Origin of the sequence: Sphingomonas kyeonggiensis, assembly GCF_030812785.1 — a bacterium.
GTDB lineage: Bacteria > Pseudomonadota > Alphaproteobacteria > Sphingomonadales > Sphingomonadaceae > Sphingomonas > Sphingomonas kyeonggiensis_B.
Map to the genome: position 1 here is coordinate 885,792 of NZ_JAUSTJ010000002.1, position 24,754 is coordinate 910,545.

The 24,754-nt window shown below is 68.3% G+C and carries 19 protein-coding genes; 7 read left to right on the plus strand and 12 right to left on the minus strand.

All coding sequences use genetic code 11. From position 1 onward, the window contains the following. Positions 1-27 precede the first annotated feature (27 nt). The 4 genes from J2W22_RS13685 to J2W22_RS13700 all read right to left on the minus strand — a co-directional run bounded on the left by J2W22_RS13685 (position 28) and on the right by J2W22_RS13700 (position 3,590). The gene (locus J2W22_RS13685; RefSeq protein WP_307118796.1) at positions 28-1,563 is read right to left on the minus strand and encodes a cation:proton antiporter; all 1,536 of its coding nucleotides are present in this window, start codon (positions 1,561-1,563) and stop codon (positions 28-30) included. A 166-nt stretch (positions 1,564-1,729) separates the two neighbouring features. Next, positions 1,730-2,053, minus strand: coding sequence for a hypothetical protein (locus J2W22_RS13690; protein WP_307118797.1), 324 nt, complete (start codon positions 2,051-2,053; stop codon positions 1,730-1,732). 124 nt (positions 2,054-2,177) lie between these two features. Beyond that, the gene (locus J2W22_RS13695; protein WP_307118798.1) at positions 2,178-2,762 is read right to left on the minus strand and encodes an anthranilate synthase component II; all 585 of its coding nucleotides are present in this window, start codon (positions 2,760-2,762) and stop codon (positions 2,178-2,180) included. Between the two features lie 75 nt (positions 2,763-2,837). Further along, on the minus strand, positions 2,838-3,590 hold the full coding sequence (locus J2W22_RS13700; protein ID WP_307118799.1) for a phosphodiester glycosidase family protein: 753 nt from the start codon (positions 3,588-3,590) through the stop codon (positions 2,838-2,840). A 115-nt stretch (positions 3,591-3,705) separates the two neighbouring features. Between J2W22_RS13700 and J2W22_RS13705 the strand changes: the two genes are divergently transcribed. Next, positions 3,706-4,125, plus strand: coding sequence for a hypothetical protein (locus tag J2W22_RS13705; protein ID WP_307118800.1), 420 nt, complete (start codon positions 3,706-3,708; stop codon positions 4,123-4,125). 155 nt (positions 4,126-4,280) lie between these two features. Here the strand turns inward: J2W22_RS13705 and trpE are convergent, their stop codons facing one another. Both trpE and J2W22_RS13715 read right to left on the minus strand, forming a co-directional pair. Beyond that, the gene (trpE, locus tag J2W22_RS13710) at positions 4,281-5,765 is read right to left on the minus strand and encodes an anthranilate synthase component I (RefSeq protein WP_307119585.1); all 1,485 of its coding nucleotides are present in this window, start codon (positions 5,763-5,765) and stop codon (positions 4,281-4,283) included. A 7-nt stretch (positions 5,766-5,772) separates the two neighbouring features. Beyond that, positions 5,773-7,707: a peptidylprolyl isomerase gene (locus J2W22_RS13715; RefSeq protein WP_307118801.1), complete on the minus strand. Its 1,935-nt coding sequence runs from the start codon at positions 7,705-7,707 to the stop codon at positions 5,773-5,775. Between the two features lie 119 nt (positions 7,708-7,826). On the opposite strand from J2W22_RS13715, the gene tpiA reads away from it, so the two are divergent. Further along, positions 7,827-8,579, plus strand: a complete 753-nt coding sequence (gene tpiA, locus J2W22_RS13720) for a triose-phosphate isomerase (RefSeq protein ID WP_307118802.1) — start codon at positions 7,827-7,829, stop codon at positions 8,577-8,579. Positions 8,580-8,616: 37 nt separating this feature from the next. On the opposite strand, the gene J2W22_RS13725 is transcribed toward tpiA, so the two are convergent. Continuing rightward, the gene (locus J2W22_RS13725) at positions 8,617-9,993 is read right to left on the minus strand and encodes an MFS transporter (protein WP_307118803.1); all 1,377 of its coding nucleotides are present in this window, start codon (positions 9,991-9,993) and stop codon (positions 8,617-8,619) included. 150 nt (positions 9,994-10,143) lie between these two features. Here J2W22_RS13725 and J2W22_RS13730 point away from each other — a divergent pair, with 150 nt between their 5' ends. Both J2W22_RS13730 and J2W22_RS13735 read left to right on the plus strand, forming a co-directional pair. Further along, positions 10,144-12,072 (plus strand): putative bifunctional diguanylate cyclase/phosphodiesterase, encoded by a 1,929-nt coding sequence (locus J2W22_RS13730; protein WP_307118804.1) that lies wholly within the window; start codon positions 10,144-10,146, stop codon positions 12,070-12,072. 59 nt (positions 12,073-12,131) lie between these two features. Next, on the plus strand, positions 12,132-13,169 hold the full coding sequence (locus J2W22_RS13735; RefSeq protein WP_307118805.1) for an alpha/beta hydrolase: 1,038 nt from the start codon (positions 12,132-12,134) through the stop codon (positions 13,167-13,169). A gap of 165 nt (positions 13,170-13,334) precedes the next feature. On the opposite strand, the gene J2W22_RS13740 is transcribed toward J2W22_RS13735, so the two are convergent. After that, on the minus strand, positions 13,335-14,729 hold the full coding sequence (locus J2W22_RS13740) for a leucyl aminopeptidase family protein (protein ID WP_307118806.1): 1,395 nt from the start codon (positions 14,727-14,729) through the stop codon (positions 13,335-13,337). Positions 14,730-14,857: 128 nt separating this feature from the next. Here J2W22_RS13740 and J2W22_RS13745 point away from each other — a divergent pair, with 128 nt between their 5' ends. Then, on the plus strand, positions 14,858-17,290 hold the full coding sequence (locus tag J2W22_RS13745) for a membrane-bound PQQ-dependent dehydrogenase, glucose/quinate/shikimate family (protein WP_307118807.1): 2,433 nt from the start codon (positions 14,858-14,860) through the stop codon (positions 17,288-17,290). Positions 17,291-17,362: 72 nt separating this feature from the next. On the opposite strand, the gene J2W22_RS13750 is transcribed toward J2W22_RS13745, so the two are convergent. Further along, positions 17,363-18,322 (minus strand): LysR family transcriptional regulator, encoded by a 960-nt coding sequence (locus J2W22_RS13750; protein ID WP_307118808.1) that lies wholly within the window; start codon positions 18,320-18,322, stop codon positions 17,363-17,365. 98 nt (positions 18,323-18,420) lie between these two features. Between J2W22_RS13750 and J2W22_RS13755 the strand changes: the two genes are divergently transcribed. Continuing rightward, positions 18,421-19,281: an aldo/keto reductase family oxidoreductase gene (locus tag J2W22_RS13755; RefSeq protein ID WP_373422976.1), complete on the plus strand. Its 861-nt coding sequence runs from the start codon at positions 18,421-18,423 to the stop codon at positions 19,279-19,281. 131 nt (positions 19,282-19,412) lie between these two features. Here the strand turns inward: J2W22_RS13755 and J2W22_RS13760 are convergent, their stop codons facing one another. The 3 genes from J2W22_RS13760 to rimO form a co-directional block, all read right to left on the minus strand. Continuing rightward, positions 19,413-20,324: a hypothetical protein gene (locus tag J2W22_RS13760; RefSeq protein WP_307118810.1), complete on the minus strand. Its 912-nt coding sequence runs from the start codon at positions 20,322-20,324 to the stop codon at positions 19,413-19,415. Next, positions 20,324-21,730: a serine hydrolase domain-containing protein gene (locus J2W22_RS13765; protein ID WP_307118811.1), complete on the minus strand. Its 1,407-nt coding sequence runs from the start codon at positions 21,728-21,730 to the stop codon at positions 20,324-20,326. The genes J2W22_RS13760 and J2W22_RS13765 overlap by 1 nt, the downstream gene beginning before the upstream one ends. A gap of 506 nt (positions 21,731-22,236) precedes the next feature. After that, positions 22,237-23,568 (minus strand): 30S ribosomal protein S12 methylthiotransferase RimO, encoded by a 1,332-nt coding sequence (rimO, locus tag J2W22_RS13770; RefSeq protein WP_307118812.1) that lies wholly within the window; start codon positions 23,566-23,568, stop codon positions 22,237-22,239. An 88-nt stretch (positions 23,569-23,656) separates the two neighbouring features. Between rimO and J2W22_RS13775 the strand changes: the two genes are divergently transcribed. Further along, positions 23,657-24,715 carry an alpha/beta fold hydrolase gene (locus J2W22_RS13775; RefSeq protein ID WP_307118813.1) on the plus strand — a complete coding sequence of 353 codons (1,059 nt, stop codon included), beginning with the start codon at positions 23,657-23,659 and terminating at the stop codon, positions 24,713-24,715. The last annotated feature ends 39 nt before the right edge of the window (positions 24,716-24,754 follow it).

Consider the following 24,754-nt stretch of genomic DNA (forward strand, 5'->3'; position numbering starts at 1 on the left):
ACACAGTGTGCCCTGTCGGACCTGTGGTCAACCTGCCTCGATCAGCCGCCGCCCTTCCGGGCTGATCGCCAGGTCGCGCCAGTCGAGCTCCTCCTGGAGCTGCTCGTACAGGTCCTGGCCGATCACGTCGCTGTCGCGCAGCTCGTCGAGCTTGTCGCGCTGGGCGGCGATGGCGGCGAGGCGGAGGCGCTGGCGGGCATCGAATTCGGGGCAGATATTGTCGGCGCCGTTGCGGTCGATCTCGAACTGGCGCCGGGTCTCGTCGGCGACCTTGCCCTGCTCGCCCTCCAGCGCGGCAAGCGCCGCCTCGGCAAGCTTGCGCCGGGCCTTGTCGAGCAGCTCCTCGCCATCGCCCTTGCCGGCGAGCCCGAGCAGCCGGATCAGCGGGGACAGGGTGAGTCCCTGCAGCACCAGGGTCGCCAGCACCACCGCGAAGGCCGAAAGCACGACCAGGTCGCGCTGGGGGAAGTCGTGCGGCAGCGCCATGGCGGTGGCGAGCGTCACCAGCCCGCGCATCCCGCACCAGCCGACCACCACGCTCTGCGCGAAGCTGACCGGCTTCGCATCGCCGCGCAACATCGGGAAGGTGCGGACGAGGATATTGTAGCCCACCGACCAGGCCATGCGGGTGGCGATCACGCCGAGCACCACCAGCCCCGCGAAGCGCGCCGCGTCGCCCAGCCGGTCGGCGCCCATGCCCGCGACGATCTGGCGCACCTGCATGCCCATCAGCAGGAACGCGACGACGTTGAGCACGAACACCGCCACGCCCCACACCGCGAAGGACTGGACGCGGTTGCGCGCGTTGATCGGCACCGCGGGCGAATTGGCGACGTACATCGCGCAGGTCACCACGCAGAGCACGGCGGACAGGCCGAGCCGCTCGGCGAGGATCCAGGCGATGAAGGTGTTGACGAACTCGAACAGGTTGCCGCCGAACGAGCCGCGGGTGAAGGGCATCACCTTGCCCATCGCCCAGCCGCAGAACAGGCCGAGCGCGATGCCGCCGGGCACCGCGAGGCTGAGGCGGGTGGCGACCATCGCGTCGATCCCGCCATGGCTCTGCACCGCCAGCGCCGCGCCGAACAGCAGCAGGGCGGTGGCATCGTTGAGCAGGCTCTCGCCGGTGAGCACCTGGACGGTGCCGCGCGGCAGCTTGGCTGATTGCAGCACGGTGGTGGCGGCGGCCGCGTCGGGCGGGGCGACGATGGCGCCGAGCGCGATCGCTGCGGCGATCGGCAGGCCGGCGAAATGCCAGCCGATCCAGGCGACCACCGCGGTGGTGATCAGCACCGCGACCACGGCGAGCGCGATCAGCGGACGCCACAACCGGCGGATCGCGGACAAGGGGAAGTCGAAGGCGGCGTCGAGCAGCACGGGGGCGATGAACAGCGCCATCGCGGTATGGCCGTCCAGCGTGATGTCGGGCGCGCCGGGGATCAGCGCGACCACCACGCCGGCGGCGGCGAGCATCGTCGGATAGGGAATCGGCGTGCGCCGCGAGACCTGCAGCAGCAGGACCGCCAGCGCGAGCAGCGCGACGAGGCTCTCGAAGAAGCTCATCCGCGGAGGCTAGCGGGTAAAACCCTCTCCCGTCTACGGGAGAGGGTGGCGAGGCGAAGTCGAGCCGGGTGAGGGGCAGCGGACCAGGCTTGGCGCTTCCGCGTTCACCCTCACCCTTCCGCCGACTTTGTCGGCTCCCTCCCTCTCCCTTGGAAGGGAGAGGGAATCAGTTCGCATTCCCTGGCTGCACGGCCCTCGGCCCATCCTCCGGCCCATCCAACCCGCGCGGCCCGTGATGCCGCCCGTGCGGAGGCGGTGGAATCTCGCCGACGATCAGCTTGCCGTCGTGATTGGCATCAAGCTTGTCGAAGCGGGCATTGGCCGCTGCGATCCATTCGGCGCGGGTGATCGTGCCGTCGCCATTGGCATCGGCGCGGGCGAAGCGGCCCAGCCCGCCATGGTCCATGCCGGCAAAGGCGATGCCGCCCGCCGCCACCGTGACCAGCACCCCCGCCAGCGTCGCGGCGACCAGCTGCAGCTTGTGGTTCATTGCAGTCTCCATCCGGCCCGGGATCGGGCCATGCCGGAGAAATGGCGGCGAGAGGTCGCGCGGCTATGTCACCGCGCACCCGAAATTGTCGCAAAGCTTTGCAGATTCAGGCGCCCGTGCAGATTCAGGCGAGCGCGTGCGCCTCGATCCCGGCGAGCCTGAGGAAGTTGGCCAGCATCGCGTGGCCATGTTCGGTGGCGATGCTCTCGGGGTGGAACTGCACGCCGTGGATCGGCAGCTCCTTGTGCCGGAAGCCCATCACATGCGCGTCATCGGCAGTGGCGTTGACGGCCAGATCGTCGGGAATGTCGGTGACGATCAGCGAGTGATAGCGCGTCGCGGTGAAGGGCGAGGGGAGCCCCTCGAACAGGCCGGTCCCGTCATGGCTCACCGGGCTGGTCTTGCCGTGCATCAGCCCGCCGCGCACCACCGAACCGCCGAAATGCTGGCCGATCGCCTGATGGCCCAGGCACACGCCGAGCAGCGGCTTCTTCAGGTCCGCGCAGGCGGCGACCAGGTCGAGGCTGATCCCCGCCTCGTTGGGCGTGCAGGGGCCGGGCGAGATCAGGAAGGCCTGGGCGTTGCTGGCGACCGCGTCGCGCGCGCTCAGCGCATCGTTGCGCACCACCTGCACTTCGGTGCCCAGCTCCATCAGGTAGTGGACCAGGTTCCAGGTGAAGCTGTCGTAATTGTCGATGACGAGGATCATGGCGAAAGCCTTAGCTGGCCTATTCTTCTTCGTCATCCCCGCCTTCGCGGGGATGACGGGAATGGGGGATGACGGTCAATTCTTGCGCTGCAGCGCCACCACGATCGGCCCGATCGGCGCACCGCCGTCGAGCCGGTCCGAGACGGGATCCCAGAGCCGCGAGACGGCGCCGTCGAGATAGAGCGCGTCGGGTGCGGCGAGCTTGTCGCGGAACAGGCGGGCGAAGCGACCGAACGAGACGGCCTCGTTGCTGATCGCGAACCATGCGCTTCCATTCAGCCCGACGCCCACGGCGTTGCGGACCTGGAGCGAGGTGCCGTTCTCGGCCAGCTTGGGGTGGAGCTTGCCGTTGATCAGCAGCATTGGCCCCGACTGGGTGGCGAAGCGGACATGGTCGGGTTTGTTGGCGGCGAAATCGTCGGTGGTGGCGACGTGCCAGCCCTTGGCGTCGCCCCAGAACACGCCGTTGGGCTGCATGTGGAAATTGCCCGGGCCCGGCCGGCGGTTGAGCGACTTCTGCTCGGCCCCGTCCTCGACATAATAGCCGATCGGCAGGCCGGCCGCGTCGAACATGCCGGCGTTCATCGCGAAGGCGATGCGCGGATAGCGATCGCCCAGCCGCGGCTGGAGCCCGGTGAAGTCGCGCATCGGCCGGCCGTCGGCGCCCTTGTCGACCAGCATCAGGTCATGCTTCTGCGGATCGGCGCGGCACACGGTGAAGCTGGTGCCCTCGAAGCTGATCTTGCGGCACGCATCGTCGACGCCTCCGTTGGAGGCGCAGGCGGTCAGAGTCAGGAAGGCGCCGGCAACGGCGATCGGCCGGATCATGGCTGCCACTTAGGATGAAAAGGCGTTCACGCAAGCCATGCCCGTGCCTTGGGCTTGCCACACTAGGGCGGCACGTCCAGCGGCGAGGGGCGTTGTTACGCCAGAAGGAGTGTTCATGATCGTTCGTTTGCTCGTCGCTGCCGCGCTGCTCGCCGGTCCCGCCATCGCGCAGGACAGCAAGCAGTCCCAGGATGCCGACCAGAGCGGCCCGCCCAAGCGGGTGCGCAGCATCCTGCTCTACGGCCAGGAGGAATGCCCCAAGCCGCAGAACGAGGACGAGATCGTGGTCTGCGCCAATGGCGGCGAATCGCCCTATCGCATCCCCAAGGAATTCCGGAACCAGCGCAAGGACGATGCCGCGTCGCAGGCCTGGACCAACCGGGTGGAGATGGTCGAGGAAGTCAATCGCGCTGGCCTGCCGAACAGCTGCTCGCCGGTGGGCACCGGCGGCCAGACCGGCTGCACCCGCGCCGCGATCCGCCAATGGTATCAGGAGCGCCTGGAGCAGAAAGCCAAGGACGCGGCGATTCCTTGAGGTCCTAGCTCCTCCCTCGCGAAGCGGGGGAGGGGGACCGCTCGCGAAGCGAGTGGTGGAGGGGGCTTGGCCGCGAGCGCACCGCTTGCCGAACCGCCCCCTCCGTCGCGCTGCGCGCGCCACCTCCCCCGCTGCGCGAGGGAGGATTTAACTGGCTACTGCCCGAACCCGGCTTCCCCGGCCTGCCGCACCGCCTCCCGAGCCGCCGCGAACAGGGCCCCGGCCTTGGCCTCGCACTCCCGCTGCTCATATTCCGGCACGCTGTCCGCCACGATCCCCGCGCCCGCCTGGACGTGCATCACCCCGTCCTTCACCAGCGCGGTGCGCAGCACGATGCAGCTGTCCATCGATCCGTCCGGCGAGAAATAGCCGACGCCGCCGGCATAGGGCCCGCGCGTCTCCTGCTCGAGCTCGGCGATGATCTCGCACGCCCGCACTTTGGGCGCGCCGCTCACCGTGCCCGCCGGGAAGCCGGCGAACAGTGCGTCGAGCGCGTCCTTGCCCGGCGCGAGCTTGCCGACGACGTTCGAGACAATGTGCATGACGTGGCTGTAGAACTCGACCGTGTAGCTGTCGGTCACCTTCACGCTGCCCGCTTCCGCCACTCGGCCGACATCGTTACGGCCGAGATCGAGCAGCATCAGATGCTCGGCGCATTCCTTGGGATCGGCGAGCAGGCTGGCGCGGTTCTCCTCGTCCTCTGCCGCGGTCTTGCCGCGCGGACGGGTGCCGGCGATCGGACGGATCGTGACTTCGTTGTCGCGCACCCGCACCAGGATCTCGGGGCTCGAGCCCGTAAGCGCGAAGCCCGGCAGGTCGAGATGGTAGAGGAAGGGCGAGGGGTTGATCCGCCGCAGCGCGCGATACAGTTCGAAGGGCGGCAGCGCGAACGGCGTGGTGAAGCGCTGGGCCAGCACCACCTGGAAGATGTCGCCGGCGGAGATGTACTCCTTCGCCGCCGCGACCATCTCGCCATAGCGGCCGGGGCGCAGCACCGGGGTTAGTTCCACCGCTTCCGGCTCGGCACGCACCGGGGCGGGCAGGGGCGCGCTGGCCAGCTGCGCCGCAACCGCCTCGATCCGCTCGGCCGCCAGGTCGACATCGCCGTCTGGCCACACCGGCGCGACGAGGAACAGCGCGTCGGCAAGCCGGTCGAACACCAGCACCACCGTCGGGCGCACGAACATCATGTCAGGCACGCCGATCGGGTTCTCGGGCGGGCGCGGCAGCTTCTCGACCAGGCCGACCGTCTCGTAGCTGAAATAGCCGACCAGGCAGGCGAGCGCCTTGGGCAGCTCGGGCGGCACCTCGGTGCGGCAGCGCCCGGCCAATGCCCTTAGCGCGTCCAGCGCGGGCTCGGCGCAGGGCTTGAACGCATTGCGGTCGGTCAGCCACTCGGCGTTGATCGCCGCCTCGTTGCCCGTCGCGCGGAAGACCAGGTCGGGGGCGAGGCCGATCAGGCTGTGCCGCCCGCGGACCGATCCGCCCTCGACCGATTCGAGCAGGAAGTCGCCGCGGCCCGGCTCGATCAACTTGAGTGCGGCGGCGACCGGGGTCTCCGTGTCCGCGATCTGGCGCCGCCACAGCAGCGCCGGCCGCCCCGCGGCATTTGCCGCGCGGGCGGCTTCCAGACCCTCGATCACTTGCTTAGCGGACGCCCTGGCGGGTCAGGTCCGCGCGCAGGCGGGCGATCGCCGCCTCGTTGCGGGTGACCTTCACGTCGTTGCGGATCGCGCGGATGAACTCGCGGGCATATTCCGCGGGGATCTGCTGCGTCAGCGCGTTGCGCATCCCGGCCATCGCCTCGGCGTTGCCCGAGGCGTCATGCGGCTCCACTGCATTGAGCAGCACGACATAATAGCCCTTGCGATCGGGGGCCTCGAGCAGGCGGGCCTTTTTCGGCTGCATGCTGAAGGCCATCTTGATGAACTGCTCCTTGTCCGCGATTTCCTGGCGCTTGAAATCGAACGGCTTGGGCGGCGGGCCCTTGGCGCCGGCATCGGCAAGGGCCTTGTCCATCGGCACGCCCTTGTCGAGCGCGGCGACCACGGCAGTAGCGGCGGCCTTGGCCTTTTCCAGCGCCTTGTCGACCAGATAGTCGGTCTTCACCTTGTCGCGGATGCTGGCGAGGTCGCGCGGCGCGGCCGGAACGACCTTGTCGAGCGTCAGCACTGCGAAGGCGCCTTCCGGCGAGGTCTGGACGATCTGCGGCTCGTCGCCGACATTCTCCATCGCGAAGCCGCCGCGCATGATCGCGACGATCGCCGGATCGGGCTTGTACGCCTCGTTGTCGGGATCGGTGCCGGTGGCGGTCAGCGCCGGGGTGACCTGCGCGGCCAGCTTGGCGTCGGCCAGCAGCTCGGCGAAGTTCTTGCCGTCGCCGACGCCGTCCTCGATCTTCTGGCGCAGCGCGGCCAGCGCCTCGGCGGTCTTGCGCTGGGTGATCTCGGTCGACAGCTCCTCACGGGCCTGGTCGAGCGACTTGGCGGCGATCTGCTCGATCTTCTCGATCACCAGGATGTGGTAGCCGAGCGACGACTTGATCGGCCCGACTACGCCGCCCTGCGCCGCGGCGAAGGCGGCATCGGCGATCCCGGCGGTGGTCTGGCGGGCCAGCTCGGGCTTCTGGATGCCCTCGAAGTTGCTGGGCTCCAGGCCCGCTTCCTGGGCGGCGGCGGCCAGCGCCTTGCCGCCCTTCACTTCGCCGGCGATCTTGTTGGCGGTCGCCTGGTCGAGCACGACGAGCTGGCGCACATTGCGCTTCTGGGTCGCGGCATAGCGGGCGCCGGCCTTCTTGTAGGCGTCGGCAACCTCGGCCTCGGTCGCGGTCTGCTGCGCGCGGATCTGGTCGATCGACACGGTCGCAAAGCGGACGGAACGGCGCTGCGGTACCAGGTAGCGGGCGCGGTGGCTGACATAATAGGCGTTGAGCGCCTTGTCGTCGGGGTCGGGGCCCGGGTCCATCTGCGCGGTGTTGATCATGCCGACCACGCCCATGCGGCGCTCGAGCAGCAGCGAGGCATAGGGGGCGACCACGCCGTTGGGCACGTCGGTGCCGATCGTGGCGCGGTTGACCAGCCAGTTGCCATAGCGTTCGCGCAGCATGCTCTCGCGGAAGGTGGCGGGGGCGATGCGGTTGTCGGCGAGCAGCTTCTCGAAGGCCTGCTGGCTGAACTTGCCGTCGATGCCGGCGAAGCTCGGGTTGCTGGCGATGTCGGTGTCGATCAGCTTCTTCGACACCTGCATGCCGGACTTGCGGGCGAATTCCACCAGCGCGGCCTGGTTGATCATCTCGTCGATCGCGATGTCGAGACCGCCCTGGCCGAGGAACTGCTCCATCGTCACGGTCTGGCCCTGCTGCTGCAGGCTGCGCAGGAAGCGCTCGATCCGGTCCTTCACCTCGGTGTCGGAGATCTTCTGCCCGCCCACCGTCGCCAGCGTGCTGTTCGACGCGCCGGAGGCGCCGTTGCGGATGCCGGTGATGTCACCCGCGGCAAAGGCGATGGCGATGATGCCGAGGAACAGGAACACCGCAATCAGGCCGTAGCGCGACTTGGTGAAATTGCGGAAGAAGCTGAGCATGAAGGGCCGATCGTTGGAATGGTTTGCCCGGTGCTTTAGGGCGCTCATTCGCTGCCATCAAGCTTGTGCGAACGTTCCTCCCTGCTATCCGCAACCGAAACAGACAAAAGGAGGTTGGGGTGATGCGGCGCAAGCTGGTGGCTGGGAACTGGAAGATGCACGGGCTGCGCGCGCAGCTGCCGGAGATCGAGGCGATCGCGGCGGCCGCGGCGGCGAATCCCTCGGTCGATGCCGCGCTCTGCGTGCCCTACACGCTGATCCACCCCGCCGCGCAGGTGGCGGGCGCGCTGCCGATCGGCGCGCAGGACCTGCACGAGGCCGACAAGGGCGCGCATACCGGCTGCATCTCCGCGCCGATGCTGGTGGAGGAGGGGGCGACCCTCACCATCGTCGGCCATAGCGAGCGCCGCGGCGACCAGCACGAGACCAGCCACGATGCCTATATGAAGGCGGCGGCGGCGCACCGGCACGGGCTCAAGGTGATCCTGTGCTGCGGCGAGCTCGAGGCCGAGCGGGCCGCCGGCCGGGCCGAGCGCATCGTCCAGTCGCAGATCGAGAAGTCGCTGCCCGACGATGCCGACCCCAGCTGGCTGACGCTCGCCTATGAGCCGCGCTGGGCGATCGGCACCGGCAAGACGCCGACGCCCGACGAGATCGCCTCGATGCACGCGATTCTCCGCGCCAAGCTCCGGATGATGATCGGCGAGGAAAAGGCCGAGGGTGTCCGCATTCTCTATGGCGGCTCCGTCACCGGCGCGAACGCCGCGCAGATCCTCGCGCTCGACAATGTCGACGGCGCGCTGGTCGGCGGCGCGAGCCTGACCGCCGAGAAGTTCGTCCCGATCATCGAGGGCGCGGCGTCGGTTTCCTGATCAACTTGCTCCCCGGCTTTCGCCGGGGAACTAAGGCTTAGCTTCGACTGCCTTCCCCCGCGCGCGAGCCGCGATCCAGCGTCAGGAACGCCGTCACCCCCGAAAGCGCGGCCGCCGCGGCGCCGACCAGCGCCCCCATGTGGAAGGCGCTGACCAGCCCTTCGCCCGCCGCCGCGATCACCGCGCCGGCGATCGCGGTGGCGATCAGCCCGCCGGTGCGTGCGATCGCGCTGTTGAAGCCCGAGGCGGTGCCGGTATGCGTCTCGTCGACCGAGGCGAGCACCGCGGTGGTCAGCGGCGCCGCGACGCTGGCCATGCCGATCGCGATGGCCAGCGCGCCCGGGAAGACCGAGGTCCAATAGGGCGCGTCCTCGTCGACGAGCAGCAGCAGCGCGAAGCCGATCGCGACGATCATCGGCCCGATGGTCAGCGGCCAGCGCGGGCCCACCTTGGCGGTGATCCGGCCCATGATTCGCGAGGCGATTCCCATGCCCAGCGGCATCGGCAGCAGCGCGAATCCGGCATGGAGCGCCGAATAGCCGCCGGCCTGGATCAGCACATAGGGCAGGAGCAGCAGGACGCCGCCCAAGGCGCCGTAGAGCAGGAAGGTGAGCAGGGTCAGGCCGGCAAAGGCGCGCGAGCCGAACATGGCGACCGGCATCATCGCCCGGTCGCCGCGGTGATGCTCGACCCACAGGAACAGGCCGATTGCGGCGAGACCTGCGGCGAGCCCGATAGCCACGGTCGTGTCGATCGCATGGTGGCTCGACCAGAGCGTCAGCGCCCAGGTGAGCGCGCCCAGCGCCAGCGTCGCGGTCAGCGCGCCCGGCAGGTCGAGCGGCAGGTCGCCTTCCGAACTCTCCTCGACATAGAGGAGCGCGATCCCGATCGCGACGAGCGCGACCGGCACGTTGATGTAGAAGATCGCCCGCCAGCCGATCGCATCGACCAGCCAGCCGCCGAGCGGCGGCCCGACCGCGCCGGCGATCGCGCCCACGCCCGCCCAGGTCCCGATCGCCTTGCCGCGCGCCTCGCCGGTGAAGGCGTGGCCCAGAGTCGCCAGGCTGTTGGGCAGCAGGATCGCTGCGCCGATGCCCTGCAGCGCCCGCGCCGCGAGCAGCAGCGTCAGGTCGGCGGCGACGGCGCAGGCGACCGATGCGATGGTGAACAGCGCGATGCCGAGCACCAGCAGCTTGCGCCGTCCGAAATGGTCCCCTGCCGCGCCGCCGATCAGCAGCAGCGCCGAGAGGGGCAGCATGTACGCGTTGATCGTCCATTGCAGCTCTGCGGGCGTGGCGTGCAGGTCGGCGCCGATTGCCGGCAACGCGACATTGGTCACCGATCCGTCGATGAACGCCAGGCTCGACGCGAGGATGCAGGCGGTGAGGGTGAGGTTGGGATGCTTGGCCGCCATAGCCCCTCGGTAGCAGAGCGCGGCGCCGACGGGGAGGCTGGACGAAAGCACAGGTTAGCCCATTCCGGGGGAATACGGTAATCTACTGAAATTGCGTAAAATACGCGGTGCCCGTCCCGGCGGCGGCGCGGCGGGCCGCTATAAATGGATATGCCGAAGCTTCCGCTTCCCGCAGGCCCCGTCGACAGCGAGCAGAATCAGGCGATTCTGGTCGAGCAGTTCCGCGCCCTGCGCAAGCAGGTGCCGCTGATGTACGCGATGATGTTCGTCGACTCGGCATTCCTCGCCTTTGCGGCCTATGGCACGGTCAGCCCCTGGTGGAGCCTGGGCATGCCGGCGGCGCTGGCGCTGCTCTCGGCGGTGCGCGCCACCTTCTGGCTGCAGCGGCGCAGCTTCACGCCCCGGCCCGAAAACATCCCGCATTACCTGCGCGGCACGGTGATCGTGTCGATGCTGCTCAGCCTCGGCTTCGGCGGATGGGGGCTGCTGCTCTATGCCGAGGGCGATCTGATCCGCCGCGCCTGCATTGCGCTCTACATCTTCATCGGCGCGATCAGCTGCTGCTACTGCCTCCAGGCGGTGCCGCGCGCCGGGCAGGCGGTGCTGCTGTTCGGGGCGATGCCGGTCACCATCTGCCTGGTCTTCTCCGACGACTGGTTCCTGCGCGGGCTCGGCGCCAACATCCTGCTGGTCGCGCTCGTCGTGCTGCGCATCCTGCGCACCAACCATGCCGGCTTCGTCGAGGTGCTGACCTCGCGCTCGGACATGGCGGCCGAGCAGCTGCGTGCCCTGGGCGCCGAGCAGCGCGCGCACGACCTCGCCTATCACGATCCGCTTACCGGCCTGCCCAATCGCCGCGCGCTGGCCGAGGCGCTGGAGCGCCGGCTCTCCCCACAAGGCGACGGCGCGCCGCTCGGCCTGCTGATCATCGATCTCGACCGGTTCAAGTCGATCAACGACGTGCACGGCCATCCCGCGGGCGACCAGCTTCTACGCGACGTCGCGGCGCGGCTCGATGCGGTGGTTGGCGTCAGCGGGACCAGCTACCGGCTGGGTGGCGACGAGTTCGCGGTGATCGTCGGCGGCGATGTCGAGGGCGCGCGCCGCACCGCGCATGCCATCGTCCATGCGATGCACAAGCCGTTCTCGGGGCCGGAGCTCGTCCACCACATCGGCGCCAGCGTCGGCATCTCGCTTTATCCGCAGGACGCGCTCGACCTCGACACGCTGATGCGCCGCGCCGACATCGCGCTCTACAAGGCCAAGCATCTCGGCCGCGGCCAGCACTGCGCCTTCGAGCCGATGCTCGATGCCGAGATCCGCAGGCGGGCCGAGATCGAGCGCGAGATGCGCGAGGCGATGAACCGCGACGCCTTCGTCCCCCATTACCAGCCGATCGTCGATCTGCGCAGCGGCGCGGTGGTCGGCTATGAGCTGCTCGCGCGCTGGGCCCGCGGCGACGGCGCGGAGATCGGCCCCGAGCTGTTCATCCCGATCGCCGAGGAATGCGGGCTGATCGACACGCTGATGCTCCGCCTGCTGCGCCGCGCCTGCCGCGAGACGCGCGAGTGGGAAGTACCGATCGCGATCAACGTCTCACCGACCCAGCTCAAGGATCCCTGGTTCAGCCAGAAGCTGCTCGGCGTGCTGATCCGCGAGCGTTTCCCGGCCCGCCTTCTCACCATCGAGATCACCGAGAACGCGCTGATCGTCGATGCCGAGAGCGCGCAGGAGGCGATCGAATCGCTGCGCAACCAGGGCGTCCAGCTCGCCCTGGACGATTTCGGCACCGGCTATTCCTCGCTCCAGCACCTCCAGATGCTGCCGTTCGACCGGCTGAAGATCGACCGCTCCTTCGTCACTTCGATGGACCGCGATCCCCAGGCGCTGAAGCTGATCCTGGCGATCATCGCGCTCGCCACCACGCTCGAGCTGCCGGTGGTCGCGGAAGGGATCGAGTCGCCCGCGATTGCGGAGACGCTCGCCCGGCTCGGCTGCGCGATGGGGCAGGGCTATCTCTACGGCCATCCGATGTGCGCGGCGGACATCGAGGCGACACGGGACGCCAGCGCCGCCTGAGCGCCTCTTCCGTACGGCGCCCGCCCGGCATAGCATGACGCGGTTCACGGGAGGGTCCGATGCCGCTTCTCGCCTGGTTCGCCTGCCTGCTCGCCCTGATCGCCACGCCTGCCTTTGCCGGCACGCTGGAACACGGACGGATCGACGCCGCCAGCCTCAGGGGCAATGCCGCCGGGCTGCCGAGCGCCCGCAGCGTCACTGTCTACCTGCCGGACGGCTATGCTACGGCCCCGGCAAAGCGCTTCCCCGTCCTCTATTACCTCACCAACTTCTTCGAGGACGACCGCGCGCCCTGGGCGAACAACGGCGCGCAGGCGCTGCTCGACCGCGCGATCGCCGGCAAGGTGATCGGCGATGTGATCGTGGTGACGGTCGACTGCACCACGCCGGCGGGCGGCAGCTGGTACGTCAACTCGCCGGTCACCGGGAATTGGGAGGACCTGGTCAGCCGCGAGCTCGTCGCCTGGGTCGATGGGCGCTACCGCACGCTGGCAACCCCCAATTCGCGCGGTATCGCCGGGGACCGGATGGGTGGGCACGGTGCGATCCGGTTGGCGATGCGGCATCCGGAGGTGTTCGGCGCGGTCTACGCGCTCCATCCGATCGGTGCGGGGCCAGGCCTGCAGACCATGTTCTCCCGCCCCAACTGGCAGCTGCTCCAGGACGCGAAGGCGTTCGAAGACCTGCGCAGTGACGGCTTCTCGCTGGTCTTCACGTCGATCTTTCAGGCGCATCTGCCGAACGCGGCGCGGGCGCCCCTGTTCTTCGATCCGCCGGCTCGGCTGGTGGGCGGCAGGCTGGAGGTCGATCCGGCGCTGACCGAGAAGCTCAACGCCAGCTTCTTCCTGGAGCGCCAGGTCCCCGCGCACGCGGCCAATCTCAAGCGCCTGCGCGGCTTCATGTTCGATTGGGGGCGAGGCGATACCAACCCCGATCACATCGTCTCGCTCCAGGCCTTCACCCGCACGCTCGACGCGTTCGGCGTGCCCTATGAAGCGGAGGAATATCGCGGCGGCTGGGGGGATCGCCACTTGGGCGAGGACGGCCGCATCTACACCGAGATGCTGCCGTTCTTCGCGCGGACGCTGGTGTTTTAGGAAACGCCATTCCTCTCTCGCTGCGAAGACAGCGGGGGAGGGGGACCGCCGCCGAAGGCGGTGGTGGAGGGGGAAATTCCCCCTCGATAGCGGCTGCCCCCTCCACCACGCGCTGCGCGCGCGGTCCCCCTCCCCCGGAGGTGCCCTCCGGGGGAGGAATTGCGATCAGTTCGCGTACCGATCCTTCAGCACCTTCCACACCGCGCGCAGGCTCACCGCCTCGGCGCCCTTGGGGCGGCCCGGCTTGTGGCTGCCGTTCCAGCAGAAGATGTCGAGATGCGCCCATTGCGCCTTCTCCGGCACGAACTCCTTGAGGAACAGCGCCGCGGTCAGCGCGCCGCCGAACGGTGCCTCGGCCGCGTTGACCATGTCGGCCACGTCCGACTTCAGCATCTCCTTGTACGGATCGTAGAGCGGCAGGCGCCACATCGGATCCGCCTCGGTCTCCGCCGCGGCCATCAGCTCGCTCGCCAGCGTGTCGTCGTTTGCGAACAGCGCCTGCAGGTCGGCACCCAGCGCGACGCGGGCGGCGCCGGTCAGCGTCGCATAGTCGATCACCAGTTCCGGGCCCTTTTCCTCGGCCTTGGTCAGCGCGTCGGCCAGGATCAGGCGGCCCTCGGCGTCGGTGTTGCTGTTCTCGACCGTGATGCCCTTGCGCGAGCGCATGATGTCGCCCGGGCGGGTCGCCTCGCCGTTGATCGAGTTCTCGACCGCGGGGACCAGCATGTGCAGCCGCACCGGCAGGCGCGACGACATGATCAGCTCGGCGGTGGCCAGCGCGTGGGCGGCGCCGCCCATGTCCTTCTTCATCAGCCGCATGCCGTTGGCCGGCTTGATGTCGAGGCCGCCCGAATCGAAGCAGACGCCCTTGCCGATGATCGCGATCTTCGGATGCTCGGGATTGCCCCATTCGATCTCGATCAGGCGCGGCTCGCGGCCCTTGCCGGCGGCCTTGCCGACCGCCCAGAGCAGGCCATAGCCCTTCTCGACCTCGTCGCCCTTCACCACGGTGAGCTGGCCGCCATAGGCCTTGACCAGGTCGGCGGCGGCGGCCTCCAGATCGGCGGGGCCCATGTCGTTGGCGCCGGTGTTGATCCGGTCGCGCAGCTTGTAGGTGGCGTTGGCCATACGCACCGCTTCCTCGATCCGCGCGGGATCGCCGGTCAGCAGCACGCGCGGGCCGGTCGGGGTTTTCTCGTCCTTCTTGTAGGCGTCGAATTTGTACTGGGCGGCGAGCCAGCCATGGATCGCCTTGCCGGGCTCCACGCCCTCGACGCGGTACGTCCCTTCCGGAAGCGTCTCGGCCAGCTTGGCGAGGCACCAGGCCGAGAGCTTCTCGGCATTGGCGACCACGCTGACCACCGACCAGTCCTCGGCGCCGTCGCCGGGCAGGATCGCGCTCGAATAGGCGCTCGGCGCCAGCTTCTGCGCGGCGGCAGCGGTGCGGTGGCGCGGCGGCTGGGCGGCGAGCCAGGCATCGAAGCCCTTGGCGTCGATCACATGGATGGTGCGGGCGGACTGGCCCTTGTCGGGCTGAACGAGCGTGTTGGGATCAGACATGGCATTGATCTAGGTAATGGGGGAGGCGAGGGCTAGCCCCCACGGACAACATGAAATTTCGTTCACAATGGAACGGTCTCGTTTCGAAACCGGTTTCCCGATGGTCCGTGGGCCACAGGGAGCAGGCGATGACCGACACGCGCTACGAGGGGGAACGTATCCCCTATCTCGAGCCGGTGGAGCCCACCCCGGGACGGCGCAGCATCGCCGCGATGATCGTCGGCGGGCTGATCGCGCTGATCGGCCTGGTGCTGGCCATCGGCGGCGCCTGGCTCGCGGTGCTGGGCGGCTCGCTCTACTATCTCGTCACCGGCGCGCTGATGCTCTGGTCGGGCGTGCTGCTGGTCCGCGGACGGATGAGCGGCGGCTGGCTCTATCTCGCAATCGTCATTTCCAGCGTGTTCTGGGCCTGGTGGGAGGTCGGTTCGAATCCTTGGGCGCAGGTGCCACGGGTGATTGCCCCGGTCGTGCTGGCCATCGCCGTGATCCTGATCCTGCCGACCCTGACCCCGGCGCCGGGCAAGTGGCGCCTCGCGCTGGGCGGCGTCGCATTTACGCTGGCGCTTGGCGTTATCAATTTCTGGGCGGCCGCTGCCGGCATGCCCAACCCGGTGCTCGCCGGCCTGCCGTCGCCCGGCACCGCGGGCATGCTCGATCCCTCGGGCCAGCAGACCGGCGCCGACTGGCCGGTCTATGGCGGCACCACCAGCGCGCGCCGCTATTCGCCGCTCGTCCAGATCACGCCGGCCAATGTCTCGAGGCTCAGACAGGTGTGGCTCACCCATACCGGCGACCTGCCGAGCTCGCCGATGATCCGGAAGACCTATGGCGCGGAGAACACCCCGCTCAAGGTCGGCGACAGCCTCTATGTCTGCACGCCCAAGAACATCATGATCGCGCTCGATGCCGCAAGCGGCATGGAGAAGTGGCGCTACGATCCCGAGGTCCCCGACGACGCCATACCCTACACGGCGGCCTGTCGCGGCGTGGTCTATTATGCGGTGCCGAACGTCCCGGCGAACCAGGCCTGCGCGACCCGGATCATCGAGGGCACGCTCGACGCGCGGCTGATCGCGGTCGATGCGAAGAACGGCAAGCCCTGCACCGATTTCGGCACCAATGGCCAGGTCGACGCCAAGCAGGGCATGGGCAAGGTTCCGGACGGTTTCGTCTCGATCAACTCGCCGCCCACGCTGGTTCGCGGCGTGCTGGTCACCGGCCACCAGGTGCTCGACGGGCAGGACCGCTGGGCGCCCTCGGGCGTGATCCAGGGCTTCGACGTCGTCACCGGTCAATTGCGCTGGGCGTGGGATATGATGCATCCGAGCTGGAACGGCGCGCCGCCCGCGGGCCAGGAATGGGCGCGCGGCACGCCGAACATGTGGACGCTGGCGAGCGGCGACGAGCAACTCGGGCTGGTCTACCTCCCGATGGGCAATGCCGCGGCCGACTATTACTCGTCGCTCCGCCGCCCCGAGGAGAATTTCTACGCCACCTCGCTGGTCGCGCTCGACGTGACCACCGGCAAGCCGCGCTGGCGCTTCCAGGCCGTCCGCAACGATGTGTGGGATTACGACTTCGGTGCCCAGGCGACCCTGGTCGACTACAAGGGTGCCCCGGCGCTGGTGCTGCCCTCGAAGCAGGGCGACATCTACATCCTCGACCGCCGCACCGGCCAGCCGCTCACCCCCGTGGGCGAGATGAAAGTGCCTGGCGGCGGCGTCGAGCCGCAGCAGCGCGCCGCCACCCAGCGCGTCTCGCTCTGGCATACACTCCGCAAGCCCGACCTGACCGAGCGCGACATGTGGGGCATGTCGCCGATCGACCAGATGCTCTGCCGCATCCAGTTCCGCCGGGCGAGCTACAAGGGTTTCTTCACCCCGCCCGAGGCGAGCCGCCACTCGATCCAGTATCCCGGTTACAATGGCGGCACCGACTGGGGCGGCATCGCTGTCGACCCGCAGCGCGGGGTGATCGTCGCCAACTATAACGACATGCCCAACTATGTCCGGCTCGTCCCGCGCGCCGAGGCCGACAAGCTCGGCTGGGCACCGCGCGACCAAGCCCGCGGCAGGATCGGCGGCGCGGAAGGGGCGGGCGATCCCCAGGCGAACACGCCCTATGCGATCAACGTCAATGCCGGCTGGCGGATGCCCTTCACCGGGCTGCTCTGCAAGCAGCCGCCCTATGGCGGGATCCGCGCGATCGACATGGCCAGCGGCAAGACGATCTGGGACCGCCCGTTCGGTGAAGCCCGTACCAACGGCCCGTTCGGCATCCCCTCGATGCTGCCGGTGAGCATCGGCACGCCCAACAATGGCGGCTCGGTGGTGACGGCGGGCGGATTGATCTTCGTCGCGGCGGCGACCGACAATTTGATCCGCGCGATCGACCTCAAGACAGGCAGAACGCTATGGAAGGCCGTGCTGCCCGCGGGCGGCCAGGCCACGCCGATCACCTATGAGGCGAACGGGAAACAGTATCTGGTGATCTATGCCGGCGGGCACCACTTCATGGAGACGCCAGTGGGGGATGAGGTGGTGGCGTATGCGCTGCCTTGAGTTCGCTCCCTATCGTCACCCCCGCGAAAGCGGGGGCCCATCTCCCGGACTGTCCGCCAATGCGTCGGCTGATTATGGGGTTGGTGCTGGAGATGGGTCCCCGCTTTCGCGGGGATGACGGGGAGAATGCCCGCCCGGATTAGCCCTCACATAATCGATGAACGCCCGCAGCGGCGCCGGCACCAGCCTTCGCCCCGGATAGTAGAGGAACGGCCCCGGAAAGCTCTCCCACCAATCCTCCAGCACCGGCACCAGTGCCCCGCTGGCGAAGCTTGGCTTCAGCCAGTCCTCGAACAGGGTCACGATACCACCGCCCGCCGCCGCGACGTCGAGCAGCATGTCGATCGCGCTGCCCACGGTGACGATCAGCGCCGGCGGCGGCTCGACCACCAGTATCTCGCCGTCCTTCTCGAATTCCCAGGGGATCAGCCGCCCGCTCTCGAACCGGCCACGCAGGCAGCGATGGTTCAGCAGGTCGCGCGGATGCCCGGGCACCCCATATTCAGCCAGATAGGCGGGGGAGGCGGCCGCGGCGAAGCGCTGGACGCGCGGGCCGATCGGCACCGCGATCATGTCCTGCTCCAGCCGCTCGTCATAGCGGATGCCGGCGTCGCAGCCCGCTGCCAGCAGGTCGACGAAATTGTCCTGCGCAACGATCTCGACCTGGATGTCGGGATAGGCAGCAAGGAAGCCCGGCAGGATCGCCGGCAGCACGATCCGCGCCGCGCCGATCGGCACGTTGAGCTTGAGCGTGCCCGCCGGCCGGTCGCGGAAGATGTTGACCACGTCGAGTGCTGCCGCGACTTCGCCCAGCGCGGGGGCGAGCCGCTCGATCAGCCGCGCACCCGCCTCGGTCGGCGCAACGCTGCGGGTGGTGCGGTTGAGCAGCCGCACGCCCAGCCGCGCCTCCAGCCTTCGCACCGCCTCGCTGAGCCCCGAGGCGCTCGCCCCCGTCGCCCGCGCGGCATCGCGAAAGCCGCCGGCCCGGGCTACGGACAGGAACGCGTTCAACTCGCCAAGGTCGAGATCCATTGTTCGAAATTCCGCACAGCCCGTGCAGATTGTGCCCGATTATCGCGCGATGCCGCAAGCCTTAGATAGGCGGCGTGCTTCGAGACTGGAGAATGACGATGACCGACTTCCCGATGACCTACCAGCTGGGCGACCGCCGCGTGAACCGCGTCGGCTATGGCGCGATGCAGCTTGCCGGCCCGGGCGTGTTCGGCCCGCCGCGCGACCCCGATCAGGCGCTCGCCGTGCTGCGCGAGGCAGTGGCCTCGGGCGTCAACCACATCGACACCAGCGACTTTTACGGCCCCCACGTCACCAACAAGCTGATCCGCGAAGCGCTACACCCCTATCCCGACGATCTCGTCATCGTCACCAAGGTCGGTGCCCGCCGCGGCGACGATGCCGCCTGGCTGCCCGCCTGGAGCCCGGACGAGATCGAGGCGGCGGTGCATGACAACCTCACCAATCTCGGCATCGAGGCGATCGGCGTCGTCAATCTGCGCATCATGGGCGACATCCATGCCCCCAGCGAGGGTCCGATCGCCCCGCAGTTCGAGCGGCTGGCGCGGCTGCGCGAGCAGGGGCTGATCCGCCACCTGGGCCTCAGCAACGCGACGGCGAAGCAGGTCGAGCAAGCGCGTGACATCGCGCCGGTGGTCTGCGTGCAGAACCAGTACAATCTCGCCCATCGCGAGGACGAGGCGCTGCTCCACACCCTGGCCGAGGCGGGGATCGCCTATGTGCCCTTCTTCCCCTTGGGCGGCTTCTCGCCGATCCAGTCGGGCACGCTCGACGAGGTGGCGAAGGGTCTCGGCGCCACGCCGATGCAGGTCGCGCTCGCCTGGCTGCTCCAGCGTTCGCCCAACCTGCTGCTGATCCCCGGCACCTCGTCGCTCGGCCATCTGCGTGAGAACCTGGCGGTGCGCGAGCTGAAGCTGCCGGCCGAGGCGGTGACGGTGCTGGACGGGATTGCCCAATAAAGCTCCCCTCCCTGCAAGGGAGGGGCTGGGGGTGGGTGGATGACCGCGATACGGCACCTCATTGCGACGCTGTGGCGGTACGTCAGGACGCGACCCACCCCCCAACCCCCTCCCTTGCAGGGAGGGGGAGTTTACCGTCCAATGGCCTTCACCTTCGGCGCGCACATCGCGATCGCGCGATCGACCATGAAGCTGAGCCTATCACGCGCCAGAGCCAGCTCGGCCGGGTCCAGCCCCCGGTCGAGCGTCTCGAAGTTGAGATAAGCGAGCCCGTGCAGCACCGCATAATTGGAGAGCGATCCGTCGCTCGCCACTACGCGCTCCTGCACCACGTTGAAGTCGGCCTGCACCATCGCGTCGCGGCAGAAGGCATCCCCCGGCTGGTTGCGGGCAAGATAGGTGGCGAAGGCGACGGTGTCGTCATCGCCGAAGGGGTATGCCTTCGACACCGACGGGCTCGGGTTCAGCGTGTCGTCGCAATAGCGGATCGAGATGATCCCGCTGCCCTCCGGATCGCCCTTGTTGCAACGCGAACCCGCCGTCTCGAAGCCCTTGGCATTGGTGTGCAAGGCGATGATCGGCCAGGCGCCATGGGCAAGATCGGTGAGGATATGATGGGCATAGCCGGGCAGGGCGGTGTCGAAGTTGCGGTTGGGATCGACCGGTCGGCCGTAATCGACTGCGTTGTTGAGCCGCTTCCCGTCATCACCCGGCGAGATGCCCGAATCGACCGCGATCAGCACCCCACCATATTTGCGGACCGCGGCGAGGCCCGCCTCGAACCCGGCATTCTCATTGTCGTGGGGCACGAAGAACAGCGGCCCCTTGGGGTGCCTGGCATTGGCGATCCGCCACAGCCGCCAGCGCGCCCGCTCGTCGCGGAAGGTCAGTTCGGAGACGCGCAGCCCCTGCCACTCGGCCGGATCGCGGTGCCGGGCGAAGTCGTCGTCCTGCACGGTCAGCGGATCGACCGGCCGCACTGTCACCGCATCGGGCGGCGACGCGCTGAACAGCGCGGCGATGGCAAGGGTCGCCAGCCGCATCAGTCCCTCGGCTGGACCAGGAACTGCTCGAACTTCCCGTCCGTGCCGGGCTCGGCATAGGTGATCGCGATCAGCTTGCGGCCATCGGCATAGCCGATCTGATAGTTGCGGTTGACGAACCCGCCGCGCAGCCGCGGCTTGCCGAGCGCAGTGAAGCTCACCGGATCGCCGAGCGGGGCCAGGCTGGCATGATAGTCCTCGGTCGCCTGCGGCGTGAAATAATAGGCGGCGTCCTCGGTCAGCTTCGAGCGGTCGAGCGTGCCGCCACGCAGCTGGTCGAACACGATCTTTGCCAACTGGTCGCGCGCCTCGTCGATGGTCAGCGGCCGCTGCGGCGGCGGGGCTGCCGGTACCAGCAGATCGGTGATCCCGCCGGTGATCGCATCCTGCGCCCCGCCGAAATCGGCATTGACCAGCGCGACGACGGCAAAGCGCTTCTGCGGGATGACGAAATTGTCGGAGAGGAAGCCGACCGCCTCGCCGCCATGCTCGACCGTGCGGATGCCGTCGCGCCCGCCCAGCGACACGCCCAGGCCGTAACGGGTGTTGGTGCCGTCCTTGAGCAGCACTGGAGTCTCCTGGGTCGCCCAATCCTCGGCGCTCAGGATCTTGCGGTCGATCCGGGCGATGTCCCACTTCGCCAGGTCGCTGGCCGACATGGCGAGCTCGCCCGCCGCCCACAGCCAGCCATCCGCCGCCGGCTTGGCGGGGCGCACCGGACCCAGCGCGAAGCGGTGATTGCCCTGCGGGAATCCCTTGCCGACCGCGATGTCCTGGTCGATCGCGTCGATGCCCAGCGGCTTGAAGATCTTCTTCTGGAGATAGTTGAGCAGCTTCATGCCCGACGCCTTCTCGATGATCATTCCGGCGACGACATAGCCGGTGTTCGAATATTGCCACGCCGTGCCGGGCTGGAAGTCGAGCGGCTTCTTGGCCCAGCGATCGAGAATCTGCTGCGGCGTGACCGGCGTCGACATCGCCGCGAAGTCATAGTCCTGCGGCCAATAGTCCTGGATGCCGGCGGTGTGGCTGAGCAGCTGGCGGATGGTGATCTTGTCGGCATCGGTGATGTCCGGCACCCATTTCGACACCAGGTCGTCGAGGCTGAGCTTGCCCTCGTCCTCGAGCAGCAGGATCGCCGCGGCAGTGAACTGCTTGGAGATCGATGCGATCTGGTACTTCGCCGCAGGGCTGGTCGCCTTCATGCCCGGGCCCTGGTCGCCATAGGCCCTGGCGAAGACGATCTTGCCGTCCCGCACGATCGCGACCGAGGCGGAAGGCGCCCCCGAGGACTTGAGCGCGTCGGCGACGATGGTGTCGACCTGGGCGGTCTCGTCGGCGCTCAGCTGCTGTGCGGCGGCTGGGGTGGCGATCAGAAGGGCGGCGGCAAAAGCGGAACGGAACATCGGGCCTCCGGAATGGGACGGCGCGAGCTTAGGACAGGGTTTCCGGATCGTCATCCCCTCCGCTCCCACAGCTGTCGTCCCATCCCTCTTCCGTCTTCTCACTCCCCAGCCGTCATCCCATCCAACAATCGTCATCCCGGCGAAAGCCGGGATCTCGTGCGGCTCTTGTCCAGCGCCTCGCGCCATCTCCTGAGATCCCGGCTTTCGCCGGGATGACGGAAATGGTGGCCCGCGGCCGCCGCTTGCAATGTAGGATTTCGTCTGTTTGGCTCGCGCAGTCGGCTCCCGGGCTGGCCGCTCTTTGACGCCGTTGGAAAAATAGGATCCCGGGCATGCAAGCATGTTGCGCGCCGCGCTGCTTGCCACCTCCGCCGTGTGCGATGTTCGTGACGTTCCGCCCGCGAAAACCCGCCTTTGGCCTGTACTTCCTGTACTTTGGCGAGTCGCGGCGCGCTGCGATGTTGGAAACCGGGTGGGCCGCTCCCGTGGGAACGGCCCGCTGGCGATCAGGCCAGCGGCACCCCGTAGAGATCGTGCTCGTCCGCGTCCTCGATCTCGACCTGGACGATGTCGCCCTGGCTGAGATGGCCGGCATCGCGCAGGAACACCTCGCCGTCGATCTCCGGCGCATCGGCCTGGCTGCGGCCGGTGGCGCCGCCTTCCTCGCCGACCTCGTCGATGATCACCTCGAGCGTGCGGCCGATCTTGGCCTGGAGCTTGGCCGCGCTGATCGCCGCGGTCTTCTCCATGATCCGGGCATAGCGCTCTTCCTTGACCTCTTCCGGCACCGCGCCGGGCAGGTCGTTGGCAGGAGCCCCCTCGACCGGCTCGAAGCGGAACGCGCCGACCCGGTCGAGCTGGGCCTCGTCGAGCCAGTCGAGCAGATACTGGAAATCCGCCTCGGTCTCGCCGGGGAAGCCGACCACGAAGGTCGAGCGGATGGTCAGGTCCGGGGCGATCTCGCGCCACTTCTTCAGCCGCTCGAGCACCTTGGCCTCGTTGGCCGGGCGCTTCATCGAGCGCAGCACCGACGGGCTGGCATGCTGGAACGGGATGTCGAGATAGGGGAGGATTAGCCCCTCGGCCATCAGCGGGATGACCTGGTCGACATGGGGGTAGGGGTAGACATAGTGCAGTCGCACCCAGGGCGCGATCTTGCCGAGCTCGCGGGCAAGGTCGGTCATGTGGGGGATGACCTCGCCGCCCTTCCAGGGGCGCGGCTCCTTGCGGATGTCGACGCCATAGGCCGAGGTGTCCTGGCTGATGACCAGCAACTCCTTGGTGCCCGCCTCGACCAGCTTCTCCGCCTCGCGCAGGATCGCGTCGGGGCGGCGGCTGACCAGGTCGCCGCGCAGCGCCGGGATGATGCAGAAGGCGCAGCGGTGGTTGCAGCCCTCGGAGATCTTCAGATAGCTGTAGTGGCGCGGGGTGAGCTTCAGCCCCGCATCGGGCACCAGGTTAACGAAGGGCGAGGGCGGCATCGGTGCCGCGTCGTGCACCGCGCCGACCACTTCCTCATATTGATGCGCGCCGGTGACCGCGAGCACGTTGGGGAAGCGGGCGCGGATGACCTCGGCTTCCTTGCCCATGCAGCCGGTGACGATGACGCGGCCATTCTCCGCGATCGCCTCGCCGATCGCCTCGAGCGACTCTTCCTTCGCCGAGTCGAGGAAGCCGCAGGTGTTGACCAGCACGACGTCGGCCCCGGCATAGTCGGGGGACATCGCATAGCCGTCGCTGCGCAGCTTGGTGAGGATCCGTTCGCTGTCGACCAGGTTCTTGGGACAGCCGAGCGACACCATGCCCACGCGGGGCGCCTCAGGAATTTTGGTTGCCATGATTGGCCGCGCACATAGGCTTTTTCGGCGAAAAAGCTAGTGAGGGGACCTCCTTGACCTGCAAGCTCAGCTTCTTAGGCTCGGGGTCATGCTCCGCTCGATCCTCAGCACGCTCGCTCTTCTGCTCCTCCCGATGGCCGCGCAGGCGGCCGACTGGCCGACGAAGGAAGGCAACTTCACCATCCGCGACTTCACCTTCAAGTCGGGCGAGAAGCTGGGCGAGGTGCGGATGCACTACACCACGCTCGGCACGCCGCACCGCAATGCGAAGGGTGAGATCGACAATGCCGTGATGGTGCTCCACGGCACGGGCGGATCGGGCAAGAACTTCCTCGTGCCGGTCTTCGCCGACGAGCTCTACGGCCCGGGCCAGCCGCTCGATATCACCAGGACCTTCGTGATCCTGCCCGACAATATCGGCCATGGCGGCTCGTCCAAGCCCAGCGACGGGCTGCGCATGGCCTTTCCGCACTATGACTATGACGACATGGTCGCGCTCCAGCACAAGCTGCTGGTCGACGGGCTGGGCGTGAAGAAGCTCAAGCTGATCCTCGGCACCTCGATGGGCTGCATGCACGCCTTCGTCTGGGGCGAGACCTTCCCCGGTTTCGCCGAGCATCTCGCGCCGTTCGCCTGCAACACCGTGGCGCTCGCCGGGCGCAACCGGATGTGGCGCAAGATGGCGATCGACGCGATCCGCGCCGATCCGGCCTGGATGCAGGGCAACTACACCACCCAGCCGGTCCAGGGCCTGCGCACCGTCGTCGACCTGCTGATCCTCGCCGGTGCCAACCCGATGGCGCTCCAGGCGCAATATCCGACGCGCGAGGCGACCGAGAAGGCGCTCAATGCCTCCTTCGCCCGGGCGAGCAGGCTCGATGCCAATGACGCGCTCTACTACATCGATTCGTCGCGGAATTATGATCCCTCGCCGGTGCTCGAGAAGATCACCGTTCCGCTGCTCTGGGTGAATTCGGCGGATGATTTCATCAACCCACCCGAGCTCGGCCTGGCCGAGCAGATGGTCAAGCGCATGCCCCGCGCGCGCTTCGTGCTGATCCCGGCCTCGGTCGAGACGCGCGGGCACGGCACCCACACCTCGGCGAAGTTCTGGAAGGCCGATCTGGCGAAACTGCTCGCCGAATAGCGGTGACGGGCGTAGCTTCATGCCTCTGCAACTATACAG

Coding starts and splice junctions, on each gene's coding strand:
- J2W22_RS13760 (WP_307118810.1), bottom strand. CDS start 20,324: ATGCGGCTGGCGACCCTTGCCATCGCCGCGCTGTTCAGCGCGTCGCCG.
- J2W22_RS13730 (WP_307118804.1), top strand. CDS start 10,144: ATGCCGAAGCTTCCGCTTCCCGCAGGCCCCGTCGACAGCGAGCAGAAT.
- rimO (WP_307118812.1), bottom strand. CDS start 23,568: ATGGCAACCAAAATTCCTGAGGCGCCCCGCGTGGGCATGGTGTCGCTC.
- J2W22_RS13685 (WP_307118796.1), bottom strand. CDS start 1,563: ATGAGCTTCTTCGAGAGCCTCGTCGCGCTGCTCGCGCTGGCGGTCCTG.
- J2W22_RS13755 (WP_373422976.1), top strand. CDS start 18,421: ATGACCGACTTCCCGATGACCTACCAGCTGGGCGACCGCCGCGTGAAC.
- J2W22_RS13700 (WP_307118799.1), bottom strand. CDS start 3,590: ATGATCCGGCCGATCGCCGTTGCCGGCGCCTTCCTGACTCTGACCGCC.
- J2W22_RS13705 (WP_307118800.1), top strand. CDS start 3,706: ATGATCGTTCGTTTGCTCGTCGCTGCCGCGCTGCTCGCCGGTCCCGCC.
- J2W22_RS13695 (WP_307118798.1), bottom strand. CDS start 2,762: ATGATCCTCGTCATCGACAATTACGACAGCTTCACCTGGAACCTGGTC.
- J2W22_RS13745 (WP_307118807.1), top strand. CDS start 14,858: ATGACCGACACGCGCTACGAGGGGGAACGTATCCCCTATCTCGAGCCG.
- J2W22_RS13775 (WP_307118813.1), top strand. CDS start 23,657: ATGCTCCGCTCGATCCTCAGCACGCTCGCTCTTCTGCTCCTCCCGATG.
- J2W22_RS13725 (WP_307118803.1), bottom strand. CDS start 9,993: ATGGCGGCCAAGCATCCCAACCTCACCCTCACCGCCTGCATCCTCGCG.
- J2W22_RS13740 (WP_307118806.1), bottom strand. CDS start 14,729: ATGTCTGATCCCAACACGCTCGTTCAGCCCGACAAGGGCCAGTCCGCC.
- J2W22_RS13765 (WP_307118811.1), bottom strand. CDS start 21,730: ATGTTCCGTTCCGCTTTTGCCGCCGCCCTTCTGATCGCCACCCCAGCC.
- J2W22_RS13690 (WP_307118797.1), bottom strand. CDS start 2,053: ATGAACCACAAGCTGCAGCTGGTCGCCGCGACGCTGGCGGGGGTGCTG.
- J2W22_RS13715 (WP_307118801.1), bottom strand. CDS start 7,707: ATGCTCAGCTTCTTCCGCAATTTCACCAAGTCGCGCTACGGCCTGATT.
- J2W22_RS13735 (WP_307118805.1), top strand. CDS start 12,132: ATGCCGCTTCTCGCCTGGTTCGCCTGCCTGCTCGCCCTGATCGCCACG.
- J2W22_RS13750 (WP_307118808.1), bottom strand. CDS start 18,322: ATGGATCTCGACCTTGGCGAGTTGAACGCGTTCCTGTCCGTAGCCCGG.